The 13,277-nt window shown below is 38.4% G+C and carries 9 protein-coding genes; 2 read left to right on the top strand and 7 right to left on the bottom strand.

The genetic code is table 11. The features are described from left to right. Nucleotides 1-164 precede the first annotated feature (164 nt). A complete protein-coding gene (locus ASG38_RS04800; RefSeq protein WP_056067684.1) occupies nt 165-1,592 on the top strand; it encodes an MATE family efflux transporter in 1,428 nt (475 codons plus the stop codon). 78 nt (nt 1,593-1,670) lie between these two features. Here the strand turns inward: ASG38_RS04800 and ASG38_RS04795 are convergent, their stop codons facing one another. The 5 genes from ASG38_RS04795 to ASG38_RS04775 form a co-directional block, all read right to left on the bottom strand. Beyond that, entirely contained in the window at nt 1,671-6,521 is a 4,851-nt protein-coding gene (locus tag ASG38_RS04795; protein ID WP_056067683.1) for a DNA repair ATPase, read from the bottom strand. 98 nt (nt 6,522-6,619) lie between these two features. Continuing rightward, complete coding sequence (locus tag ASG38_RS04790) at nt 6,620-8,653, bottom strand: flotillin family protein (protein WP_369814299.1); 2,034 nt, start codon at nt 8,651-8,653, stop codon at nt 6,620-6,622. Between the two features lie 149 nt (nt 8,654-8,802). Beyond that, the gene (locus ASG38_RS04785; protein ID WP_056067679.1) at nt 8,803-9,456 is read right to left on the bottom strand and encodes an OB-fold-containig protein; all 654 of its coding nucleotides are present in this window, start codon (nt 9,454-9,456) and stop codon (nt 8,803-8,805) included. An 11-nt stretch (nt 9,457-9,467) separates the two neighbouring features. Beyond that, the gene (locus tag ASG38_RS04780) at nt 9,468-10,181 is read right to left on the bottom strand and encodes a PspA/IM30 family protein (protein WP_056067677.1); all 714 of its coding nucleotides are present in this window, start codon (nt 10,179-10,181) and stop codon (nt 9,468-9,470) included. 4 nt (nt 10,182-10,185) lie between these two features. After that, a complete protein-coding gene (locus tag ASG38_RS04775) occupies nt 10,186-10,581 on the bottom strand; it encodes a YbjN domain-containing protein (RefSeq protein ID WP_056067676.1) in 396 nt (131 codons plus the stop codon). A 203-nt stretch (nt 10,582-10,784) separates the two neighbouring features. On the opposite strand from ASG38_RS04775, the gene ASG38_RS04770 reads away from it, so the two are divergent. Next, nucleotides 10,785-11,522: a helix-turn-helix domain-containing protein gene (locus tag ASG38_RS04770; protein WP_056067674.1), complete on the top strand. Its 738-nt coding sequence runs from the start codon at nt 10,785-10,787 to the stop codon at nt 11,520-11,522. A gap of 226 nt (nt 11,523-11,748) precedes the next feature. On the opposite strand, the gene dusB is transcribed toward ASG38_RS04770, so the two are convergent. Further along, nucleotides 11,749-12,741: a tRNA dihydrouridine synthase DusB gene (gene dusB / locus ASG38_RS04765; protein ID WP_056067673.1), complete on the bottom strand. Its 993-nt coding sequence runs from the start codon at nt 12,739-12,741 to the stop codon at nt 11,749-11,751. 78 nt (nt 12,742-12,819) lie between these two features. Beyond that, entirely contained in the window at nt 12,820-13,269 is a 450-nt protein-coding gene (locus ASG38_RS04760) for a response regulator (RefSeq protein WP_056067671.1), read from the bottom strand. Between the last annotated feature and the right edge of the window lie 8 nt (nt 13,270-13,277).

Raw genomic sequence — 13,277 nt, 5'->3', positions numbered from 1 at the left:
AAAAAAAAAAATCTCCCTTCTTAAAAAAATAATTATACATTTGTTGTCTAAATTATTAGAACCATGTTTGTTTTTGTTTTGGTCTAAACCTTTTTAGGCCCGCCTTGATTAGTTATTTTTTTTTCGTCACGTTTTTGTGACGCTCACCTACTTATTAAATAATCATGACACAAACAGAACAAAAACAAAGTTTTTTATCCCGTTTATTTATTACAATAAAACAATCGCTTAAAGGCGAAGCTGATTTCGATTATACTTCCGGAAGCATCCGTAAGGCAGTTATTCTTTTAGCCATTCCAATGGTATTGGAAATGATGATGGAATCTGTTTTCGCACTGGTCGACTTATATTTCGTCGGACATCTCGAAAACAGCAGCTTTGCCATACAAACTGTAGGACTTACAGAATCTGTACTCACAGTCATTTATTCCCTGGCTATCGGTTTAAGTATGGCGGCTACGGCCGTTGTTGCCCGAAGGATTGGTGAAAAAGACCCTGTTGCTGCTTCAAAAGCAGGAATGCAGGCCGTTATAATAGCTGTTGCCGTGAATACGGTCATCAGTATTCTTGGCTTATTATATGCAACGGAAATCCTAATGTTGATGGGGGCTTCACCGGAAGCGGCTCTTCACGGCACTAATTTCATGAGGATTATGATGGGCGGAAGCATCAGCATCGTTTTGCTTTTCCTTATCAATGGTATTTTCCGCGGAGCCGGTAATGCTGCAATAGCCATGAAAAGTCTTTGGCTTGCCAATATCTGCAATATTATTTTTTGTCCTATACTAATCAACGGTTTAGGACCAATACCTGCATTTGGGCTCACGGGAGCAGCTATTGCAACTACGGCCGGAAGAACCATAGGCGTATTGTACCAGTTATACCATCTGTTTAATGGCAAGGGCATTTTAAAAATTGCCGCTTCCTATTTCCTTCCCGATTGGAAACTGATACAAAACACTATCAAAGTAGCAGCACCGGGAGTATTGCAATTTGTGATTGCTTCCTGCAGCTGGATATTTTTAGCCAATCTTGTTGCTGTAACAGGTGGCGACCACGGGTCGGCCGGATATCAGACTGCATTGAGAATCATGATGTTCTTTATCTTACCTGCCTGGGGATTAAGTAATGCCGCAGCAACATTAGTGGGACAGAATTTAGGTGCAAAACAAATTGAAAGAGCGGAGAAATCTGTTATGCAGACCGCCAAATACAATGTGATATTCATGGCAACCATCATGGCTATTACGCTTTTGGGAGCTGAATATATTGCCGGCTTCTTCACGAATGATTTGGTTGTTAAAGAAATCGCAGTAGAAGCTATCAGAATCATGAGCCTTGGCTATATTTTCTATGGTATTGGTATGGTATTGATAAACACCTTTAACGGTGCAGGCGACACCTGGACTCCAACCTGGATTAATTTCTTCGGCTTCTGGCTGTTCCAGATTCCTTTGGCTTATGTTCTGGCTAAGAAATTAGGCATGGGGCCTACGGGTGTTTTTATGGCTATACCTATTGCTGAAACGGCCATAACAATTGCAGGCTATGTACTTTTCAAGAGAGGAAAATGGAAACGTATTGAAGTATAAGTCTCTTAAATTTTAAACATAGATACTAAAAAAATGGCCTTACTAACGTAAGGCCATTTATATTAAAAGCTATTGACTTTATTCTCCAAGTCTTTTTCCTAGTATCTGCTTAATTCCTTCAATATGGCTGGTAAACTCCATCATTTGCTGTAACACCTGAGCCATTTCGTTTTTATTCCCAAAACCTTTAAGCTTGTTATTCTTTTGAAATGTTTCCTTTATCGACGTCCAGCGTTCTTCTTCGGTATCATTTAAAGTCCTTGTCAATTCTTTATATTTTAACAGGTTTGCTTCTGCTGCATTGGTAAGCGTTTGCGTTTCATTTTGATAATGCGACAGCAATAGCCCAGCTACTTCGGCATCATTCATAACCGGTTCTATTTTTGCAACCAATTTGTTCATGTCGCGGTAAGATCCTTGCAGTTTGAATGGAGGCTCAGTTCTATAGGCATCTTCCATAGCGGCAGAAGCAATATAGGCCGCATTGACCTGAAGCACTACATCACGTATCTTAAGTACTTTATCCAACACGGAAACATACACTTCGATGTCCTGTTTGGTATGGTTTCCTTTAAGTTCTAACCCATCCCGTTGTCCTGTTTGAGCCATTTTTATAAACGGATACAAGTCGTCCATATTTCTGGAAGCAAGCTGCGCCAGCATCGGATTGGAGGTCATGGCATTTTCAATAAGACTTAGCTCAAATAATTCAGCCGAATTACCTATGACATCGCCCAGATTATAAATATCGGCACGGTTGGCGAGCATGTCCGGTATTCTAAATTTCTCTCCGGTTTCTGTATAAGGGTTACCTGCCATTACTACACAAAACTTTTTGGATTTCATGTCATAAGTTTTTGGCTGTCCGTTATAAACTCCTTCTATTTTTCTGGTTCCGTCTGCCAATGAGATAAATTTTTGCAGGAACTCCGGGCTGCAATGCTGGATATCATCCAAATACAGCATGACATTGTTCCCCATCTCCAAAGCAAGGTTCAATTTTTTAAGTTCTTCCCTTGCAGCCGAATTGCTTGCTGAAGTCGGGTCTACAGAAGTGATTTCATGACCAATGGCTGGTCCGTTAATCTTCATAAAGATAAGTCCCAATCTATTAGCCAGATATTCCATAAGTGTTGTCTTACCATAACCCGGCGGTGATACCAGGAGCAACATGCCGGAACGGTCTGTTCTTTTATTTTCTCCTGCACTACCAAGCTGTTTTGCAAGATTATCACCAAATAACGACAAATATACCTGGTCTATAAGCTTATTACGCACAAACGAAGTAAGCACCTTTGGCGTAAATTCATGGAGCCTTAAATCGACTTTGAGTTGCTGTGTAAGTTTATGCCTTTCTTCTCTGAATTGCTCAAAAGCAGGTACATCCTTATCAAAATATTCTTTGAGAAGTTTTATAAACTTATGGTAATGAAACTGAAAAACACCATCAGTAATTGAAGGATGTGCTCCAACCAATCCGATAATTGTTTCTTCCGGTGTTATGCCAGAAACCTGTTCATCAGACTTTTGGCTGTACAATAACAAGGCTACGACTTCATAAAGATATTCTGCATTTTGCTTTTCTTCATTTTGTGCCAAATATGACGACACCCATTGGACTGCAAGCAACAATGAAGTTTCGTTATCAGCAGCGGCTTCAACAGCATGCCTGAAACTCATCAATGCACTTTTGGCCTCCAGAGTTTTTATAAAATTTTCAGCAATTTGCGTGGCGCGATGGCTCACAGAGAAAACATCGCCATCTTTTAATTCATCAAAAAGGTAGCTTGCAATTTCAGGAATTTCAGCACCACTATTTTTTGATACTGCAGTAGTCTCTAAAAAGCCTTCTGCTTTTTGTCTAAGCTCATTTATGATGTAATCAAACTCCGTAGATTCCGGAAAAATAGCCAGTACATTGCCCGAAGCTTTTATTTTTACATTCATTGCATTACGGTCTTCTTCAGGAAGACTATTCCATACAAATTGTGCAAAGGCACGTACTGTTGGCGAATATCGCAGCAGTTTTAAATCGTTGTGCTTTGTTATAAGCACTTTTACTATTTTAAAAGCATCGGCATCATGCACTCCTTTTATATAACCTTCTGTATAATTCTTTAGGGTTTCGTCTTTGACAATTGTTTCCAATTCCTCATCAGTCAGGCTATACAATCTGGCCGCACCATAGGTTTTAAAAATTTTATAGGCCAGATAAGCTCCTCTGTAAATAGTATCATTTTCAGAAATCAGGTCTTGTGACCAGTATTTTTGAAGCGAGTCCAAAGCACTGCCCGAAAGTTCCTGGTAAAAATCGGTCCCGGTTAAATGATAATTCAACTTCCCTTCTTTATAAACGATAGTCAGGTCTAACGGCTGTTTATTGACTGCAAACCGGTGCTTGCCTAAACGCAATATATTCTCGCCGTTTTCATATAAATCTTGCTTGTCTTTAAGCTTTCGCAAGGCATCTTCGCGAGAAGCTTTTAACTGTGTTTCTATGGTCTCGGCTTTGCCCGTATCATCCATTTCAATCAGCTGAGCAGCCAAATCGCGCAGTTTCGCAACCATAAGGTCAGATGCGAAATAGCCGTTTATTTCTTCAACCGAACTGAGGGCAAGCGCCTTTACGTCGATATTTTTAAGAATTCGCTCAGCTGCTTTTTGTATCGCTACTGCTTTTTTATTTCTTGCTTCAACCAGACTGTTTTTTTTAGCTTCAAAAGCAGCATAAATTTCTTCCCTCTTTTCGAGAATGGCGCCTGTAAATTCATCATAATCTGCAAAACGGGCTTCGACATCTTCCAGCTGTACTGATATTTTATTTAGAAGTTCATCCGCTTTGTCAGGATTTACAGCTCTATCGAGCGAGTTTACCATGCTTTGGTCAATCAGCTTCATTTGAGCAGCAAAATCAGCCCTGGCTTCTTTACTTCCAAGAGATGAAACTTTGTTCTTAATGTCTGCTTTTAATCTGTTAAGTGTGGAGAAAATCAGCGATATGGTATTGATAATATGGGTTGATTTTGAAGTGTCGTCAATTTTAAGATTCGAAACAATTTCAATAAGCATTTCCAAATCGGCAGTAATTGCATTGACTTCATCTTCCAACTTTTTACCTTCGGCGGCCGTAGTAATTTTATCAAGTCCTTTCTGTTTTTCTTCGACCCGGTTATGATACGGAACCAATGCCTTATCATCCATAAGGAATTGCAGACAATTTTGCGAAATATGTTCTGTCTGTGCGATAATTTCAGCTTCGAGTTCATTGATAAAGTTCTCTTCTACATATCGAATCTCACGAAGGCTTATTACTTCTCCTCTCAAAGTCCGGAGTCCTGCAAGGTCGGCTACAAAAACATCAATATCATCAAGCGGAGAACTTTTTATTTTTATAAAAAGTGCTTCTGCCTTATCCTTTATTTCCTGAGTAATTTTTGCTGCATTAAGCCTTAGCTGCACTACTTTTTCAAACTCGTCAATTGCCGTATTGGCCGTATTCTTAATTTCGGTAAGCGGTATGTGCAGCTCAAAAGTTTCTTTACTGTTTATCCAGTAATAGGTGTCCAGAATATTTTGCGACTGTCTTGTAAGGTCTGCATACAAACCTTCATAATCATCATTTTTATTAAGGAGTGTTATGATAGAATGGCAATCTGCCATAGCCTTTACAATGTCCTTATTGCCTATTTTATACAAAAAACTGTCTTTATACTGTGTAGGCATTACATCTCCTTTGACAAAAGGAGTCTGCCAGATTTGCACCAAATGGTTTTTAGTATGTTCTTCTTCTGCCCTGAAATAGCATAATTCACCGTTTTCAAGTATGGTAAACCCATTGCAGATAATTGGTGTCATTACCTCGTGGGTAATGATATTATAGGACATAAGCACATATTGCCCTGTCAGTTCTTCATAAAATACATACATGAAATCTTCACCGTTTGGCGAAGCTATCTTTTCCTGGAACAACAGGTTTCGAAGGCTGTTTTCAAATATCTTATATTCCCCTGTTTGCAGGTAATAACCGTTTGAAAATATAAGTCCATGTTGGTCAGGAAGAAGTATTGCTGAAGTGGAAAGGCTGTCTATTTTTTTTACTTCCTGCAATTTGTGGTTGTAGATAAAAAAACGGGCTTCTTCCTGAAACGGTTTTATCTGTAAGGCTATAAGATTGCCCAAATCGGCATATTGGTAATTACCATCGTCCAGTGTCTGGTCCGGATACAAGACATCTTCTTCATAAACACCTTTGCCTGAACTGGTATTATCTTCTACTTTAATGGTCAGGGTTCCTCCTACCGTTTCCACAAAAACCTTGTCAAGTATAGACACGTGCGGATGTTTTCCATAACGTTGCATATCACGTGTAGTTTGCTGCCAGATAAAATCATGCTGGCGCGGCAAACGATATTCGCTGTCGCTGCGGTTGTCCTGATAGATAAGCGTACCGTCTTTTATGAGCCATTTAAATGTTTTTATATCTGAAATCCTGTCACTCAACTGAAATATCATGTGCAGGTAATTTCCGGTAATAAAAAACTTCTTAAATTCTGTATCACGATAGTATTTATACAGATTTAAAAAATCATCTAAGAAAACAGTATCGGAAATGATATCCATTCCTTGCTGCTTAAACTCCCCGTCTTCATATTTATAGATGCTGAAAACATCTTCCGTCTTTATATCTGTACGTAGTCCAAAGTGAACATTATAACCAAAAATACAGGTATCATTAATGGATACAATATCATTAGGTATGCAATTATTTTCTGTAATGATACGGTTATTGGCAAGAAGTTTAGTTTCGGTACTGCCAAAAATCTCTTTCCTTGCTTCGTTAAGTTTATTAAGCCGGGCGGAAAGGTCGTCCTTTTGCGTTTCCAGCCTGCCTCGTATGATTTCATATGTACCGCCTTCCAGTGTACTCATGATTTTTAAATTTTAGGGTTGGATTACAAAATGTAATCGTAATAGAAAAGTATCCCGCACGGTATTATCGTACGGGAAACTATATCAGAAAGGAATGGTTATCCTAATTTTTTACCCGATAGTCCAAGATTTTTTGCCATGTCCATCAGGTTAGAGAAAAGTCCTTTTTCGCCTTCATCATTGCTTCGTTTTTGCAGTTCGACCAGCAATCCGGCTACCGTAAGATTCTTGATATCTTCGGACGTTATGCCATATTTATCCGCAAAACCTTTTATTCTTTCCAACAGATTTTCTCCACCTTCACTATCATTACCTAATATGGCTTCTTTAATTTCAGTAATATTTTCACTTCCATTTACAAGTCTGTCGAAACCTTTAGCTTTAGTAATCTGACCCACAATCTGGTCAAAGAACATGGTTTCACCACCCACAATATCAATCTTAGCCGACCTAAGCGCTTCTGCCAATACATTTGCCTGAGCATCTGCAATATCTTTCTGTATATGGATATGGGCAAGGTCAACCTGCAGCTCCTTATTAAGGCGAAGTTTGAACTCTTCGTGGTCCTTACCAACACCGTCAAGTTTTTTCATAGCCTCGGCTTTTTCCTCGATACCGCTAGCTTCTGCAAGTGCTTTTTCTTTGATAACCTCAGCCTCAGACACACCCAATTGTTTTTCGGCTTCGGCTTTAGCTTTAATACCTGCAGCTTCAGCCAATGCCTTCTTCTCAATAACCACAGCATCTACAATACCCTGTCTTTCGTTTGCATCTGCTTTAGCATGCATTACCTGAGCTTCAGACAATCCTAATGTAGCATCTTCTTTAGCTTTTGCTTCTGCTAAGATTTTTCTGGCCTCCGCTTCTTTTTCGCTGGCAGCCATTCTTGCAGCCGCTTCAATGTTTATTTCTTCTGCTTTTTGTTTTGCAGCTTCTTTTTCAGCCTCAGCAGCTTTCAGTCTTTTGATGTAAAGTTCTTCACTCTCTTTTTCAGCAAGAGTAACTGCTACTTTTTTCTGTCTGTCAGCTTCTTTGAAAGCTTCAATATCTTTCATATTTTCCTGTTCCTGAACTACTCCTTTTTCAAGTACTACTCTGTCGCGGATAACGTTCTGAATGTTTTTACGTTCCACTTCGACCGCCTTTTCTTTTTCAATTTGAGCCAGTGTAACGATACGTTCTCTTTCCGTTTGCTCAAGAGCACGGTCTTTCTCTACTCTTTCAGTTTCGACAGCTTCTGTACGCTGTTTGTTTTTAGCCGCAACAATAATAAGCCTGTCCTTATTTTCTTCAGCAACCATTACTTTTTCTGTAGTGTTTATACGGGCTGTTTCTGCCTTAAGCCTTTCTTCTTCAGAAACTTTTACAATCTCGGCTTCTTCACGAGCCTTGATATTGGCAATTTCTCTTTTTTGCTGTTCTTCCTTTTCAGCTAACTGACGGTCTAACGCCAATATGGCTTCTTTGGCTTCAACGTCCTGCTTGCGTATGGTTTTTTCCTCATCCCTGCGTATCAGGTTCGCTTTAATGTTTTGTGCAGCAGTAAGTTCCGTAATTTTTTTAATACCTTCAGAATCAAGAATATTATCGGCCTTCAGTTGCGAAAGCGGCGTTTGTTCCAAATCGTCGATAGCGCAATCATCCAGTACATAACCGTTTAGGTCTGTACCAATAATCGCAATGATTTCTTCCCTGAATTCACTTCTGGCTTCGTACAGTTCTACAAAATCGAATTTTTTACCAACCGTTTTTAAGGCTTCTGAAAATTTGGCATCAAAAAGATTTCTCAATACGTCAATTTCCGAAGCACGCTCACAACCAATCGTTTGAGCAACGTTAATAATATCTGCAGTAGATTTATTGATTTTTATGAAAAAGGTTACCTTAATGTCTGCCCTTATATTGTCTTTACAGATAAGTCCGTTAACACCTGTTCTTTCTACGTCAAGTTTTTTAACCGAGATATCCATTATCTCCATTTTATGCAACACAGGCACTACAAGTCCTGCATTATAGAAAACTTTTGTACCACCTGCACCGGTGCGTACAATTACTTTTCCCTGGATAATTTTTTTGTACATTGAAATGACCCATACCAGCAGCCCTATAACTACTATTATTATGGCAATCATTGTGATGAGTAACGAGTTTCCTAGCATTGTATTAGTGTTTTATAATTTTGGTGTTATTTATATTAAAAAGTCAATAAAATTAATTACGAGATAAACCAGGCTGGCAATAAGACGTATTATTAAAACAATCATGGTTAGTATAGTATTGGTTAATAGTCAAATTTTTCAATGAGATAATATTTTTTATCGTTGCTTTCACCCACAATAACAGCCTGGTCGCCAGCTACTAATTTCTCATCAGTATTACTTCTGGCATAAAGCTTCATTGGGTCACCATTTACTATGAGTTCTATCTGCCCTGTTTTTTGTTCTGTAACTGTAGAAGTCACACTGCATCTTCTTCCCAAAAAGTCTATTTCGGGTTCTCCTTTGTGATTCAATTGCTTGTAGACATAGCCAAGTGGCTTGCTAAAAATCTTTACTACAAAAAGACTCAGGATAAAATTGGGTATAAGCAATAAGAAACCAATTAGCGTACTTTCTATCCCAAAATAGTAAGTGACATTTACCCCAACCAGCCACATACTGAAAAAAATAATGGTAAGGATAAACATGAGAGGAAGCTCATCGAAGTTAAAATACTCCAGTACCTTCATAAAACCGTTTCCTTCATGAGCGTGTTCGCTACCGGAAACATCATGGTCAAAATTGCTCTCTATGTCTGCGGAGTCAAAATCAATACTGAACAAATCAGGATCAATACCGGCTATGATAACAAGCAGCCAATACACGACCATGATAATAGACATGATACTAAAAAAAGCATTGACCGGCGAAAAAGAAATTTCTATAAGCTCCTTCATTTATTTATTTTTTAGTCTTTGGGATCACTTATACCAAGTTGTTCCTTCAGTTTTTCCAACTCATTATGGGCTTTTGACTTTTTAACATCCACCACCCTGTTGATTTCTTCATCAATAGATTTTGAAGAATTGGCAATTTCACCATAAGCTTCTGCCAACGCCTCCTCCTGATGCACTTTTTCTTTCATCCTTTCCAACAACGCTATCGTTCCGTTGCTGTCTATTTTTGCCATTTGCTTGTTAAGGCTCTTGGTTGCATCAGCCACCTTCACACGGGAACGCAATATTTTAAGTTCATTTTCCCATTTACTGATGTTTTGCTTGATGGTCTGAACGTTTGCCTCCATTTGCAATACATTCTGGTCAAATTTTTCCTTATCGGTAATAGCCTGATTTTTCAAACCAACGGCTTCCTCTTTTTTCACGAGTGCTTCTGTCGCCAACCTATCAGCTTCGCCTGGTTCAATCCCTCCGGCCTGTGCCTTTTTTAAGATAAGCATCGCTTTTTCATTGTAGTCTTCTGCTTTATCTTCATACTCACCCACTTCTTTTTTGGCACGGATACTCATCGCCTTTACCTGAGCCAGGGCTTCAAGTGCCTTGTCAAGATCCTCTTTCATATCTCTTATTCCCTGCTCTGTCATTTTTATAGGGTCTTCCATATTGTCAATAGCATGGTGCACTTCAGCCTGCCCTATTTTTAAAAGTCGTCTAAGAAATTTCATGTCTCTATCTTTTTGAAAAGTTAATAATCTGCTCCGAATATTCGCTAAGCAACAGGCTCAACGAATTTAAAGTAGCACCAAATTCATTTAAATCTAAATTTTCCAATTGCAGCGAATCTCTGAAAATAACTTTCTGACCTGTATGATCTAAAACAAATGCCCCGTGAATAATATCCCTGTTTTTCTGTAACAGGGCCTTATAAACTAAAGGCGAATCTGTTTTGATTTCGAACAGAAACTGCTCAAATATCACTATAGGATAGGCTACACAAATAATAAGATTTACAACACCTTCCTGCTCGCTACTTACAATGAAAATACTATCTGCGCTATTCTCATATTTTATTTCAAGCTCGAGTTCAGTCAAGTACCCTTTTATTACATTAAAATAATCTTTCATTCTACAGGTTTAATTTTATAAAACTCGTTTTTTTTTATTTGATTGCCAAGCAAAAAAACTATTTTGTTCAGAAAATCTTTATTGTTAAATGCAATTATTATGCTCATTTAATTTGCTAAATACACTATATTTGCTAAAAGTATTAGCGCAAATATAAAACAACAATTTTAATTTGCAAATAATTTTAGCAATTTTTAGCAGATATGTTTGGAAAAAATATAAAAAAGATAAGAAGCGTGCATGGCCTCAGTCAATTACAGTTTGCTGAAATGTTTGATTTAAAGAGGGCCACGCTTGGTGCTTATGAAGAAGGCAGAAGTAACCCTAAAATGGATACTGTGATAAAAATTGCTAATCATTTTAGCATTGACATTGAAGATTTGCTCACAAAAGAACTCACCGTAAACCGTCTGCTAAAATTCAACGAAACCATTACCACAAGTCCGGCCGTACCTAAAAAAGTAAAAACAGAAGGGATACCTTGCGTGATGGAAGGAATGAAATCAGATTATTTATTAGCTCTGACGAATAGGAAAGAAATCAACCTCCCTCAACTAACAATTCCAACAGTAAGCCCTAAAAACAAAACTGCTTTTGTATTAACGGATAATTCCATGGCCGGCATATCGGGCCTGTTTCTTCCAAAAGATATTATTGTTGGCGAGAAGATAACCATCCAGCAACCTTTAGCTGACGGCAGCCTTGTTGTTGTGGCTACAAAAGAAGACATCCTTTTTAGAAAAATCTATTTCAGTAACGGCAGGATAATTTTAAAAGCCAATAATTCAGAATTTAAGGACATTGAAGTAAGCACAGAAGATGTTCTCTTAACCTGGAAGGTTTTACACATTTTTCAGCATACCCTACCGCAAGAAAATACTTTGGAACAGCGCGTTGCAATTTTAGAAAGCGCTCTGGCATTATTAAACAAAAACAATTAAGCCTTCAAAATTCAAATGGCTATTGGGAAGCTCAAACCTGAAAGTAACGCTCAATATTCTATTAGCAGGGATTTAGCGGCTCTGCGTCTTTGTGTGAAATAGTTCGCAAAGCCACAAAGCAAAAAAAGACATAAACTTATTCGGGTTTGTTTTTGGGTATAAGGTATCAGATAATAAATAAAATTTATTCAAAAAAAATCCGAAGAATCCTCTTCGGATTAGTTTATCATACAAATTGATAGCCTCCAAAAACTTCCTGGATTTCATCCAATGTTTTGAAAAGACCATCAGCATCATCTGTTGTTACTAGTCTTTGCTTATATTCTTTAAATCCGGCTATGCCTTTGAAATAATTAGTATAGTGTCTTCTCATTTCAACAATACCGACACGCTCGCCTTTCCAGTCCATGGACCAGGTCAGGTGATTTCTTGCCGCTTCAACCCTATCTTCCATTGTAGGCTGTGGTAATTTTTCACCCGTTTTAAAGTAATGTTTGATTTCGTTAAAAATCCAAGGGTATCCAATCGCAGCCCGCCCAATCATCATACCATCCAATCCAAACCTATTCTTATATTCCAGAGCTTTTTCCGGAGAATCGATATCTCCATTTCCAAAAATGGGCATTGTAATTCTCGGATTGTTTTTGATTCGCTCAATATGTGTCCAGTCCGAATGCCCTTTATACATCTGGGCTCTTGTTCGGGCATGAACTGTCAGGGCCTGTACTCCAACATCCTGTAATCTTTCTGCAACCTCGTCAATATTGATTGAATTTTCATCCCAACCCAACCTTGTTTTTACCGTTACGGGTAGGCTGGTGCTTTTAATCACGGCCTTTGTCAGGCGTACCATCAAATCAACATCTTTCAACACTCCGGCACCGGCTCCTTTACATACCACTTTTTTGACAGGACATCCAAAATTAATATCAACCAAATCCGGACGGACAGTTTCTACTATTTTTGCAGAAAGCGCCATTGCTTCCTCATCACCTCCAAAAATCTGAATGCCTACGGGTCTTTCGTAATCAAAAATATCCAGTTTTTGACGGCTTTTGATAGCATCACGAATCAAACCTTCTGACGAAATAAATTCACTGTACATCAGGTCTGCTCCATGCAGCTTACACAAACGGCGAAACGGAGGGTCGCTCACGTCTTCCATAGGTGCCAACAACAGGGGAAAATCAGGTAATTCTATTTTGCCAATCTTGACCATCTTCTTCATTTTGCGGCAAAATTACAAAATTTTGATTAATAAAACTTTAAAGCCTTATTCTTCAACAGCAGAACAGTCCTAAACAGAGAGAAAAAAATTCTGGAAATTGAATGCTCCGGAGCGTTCTTTCCAATTGATTTTCAGGACTTCCATAAAGATTTTTTTCATATCCGAAAACTCAATCGGTTTGTTGACGTAGAGATTGGCTCCATTCCGATAGGTCACTTCTTTATCTTTTTCTGAAGAAGAGGTAGAATAGATAACAATGGGAAGGTTTTTATACTCTTCTTTTTTTCGGATTTCAATAAGGCAATCCAGTCCTGAGAGTATGGGCATGTTAAGGTCTAAAAACAGGATGTCAGGAATGACATTTTTATCTTTACCACCGAGATAATCCAGCATTTCTTTTCCTTTGGCAAAAGAAAGCACTGACTTTATTTCACTGAAATCATCGGCTACTTCTTTAAAAAGCAGGTGCTCTTCCTGGTCATCGTCCAAAAGGGCAATGGCTAAATTTTGTTTTTTCATAGTAGGTA

The sequence above is a fragment of the Flavobacterium sp. Leaf359 genome (assembly GCF_001423985.1).
In the GTDB taxonomy this organism is placed as follows: Bacteria; Bacteroidota; Bacteroidia; order Flavobacteriales; family Flavobacteriaceae; genus Flavobacterium; species Flavobacterium lindanitolerans.
This window is presented reverse-complemented; position numbering and strand designations above follow the sequence as displayed.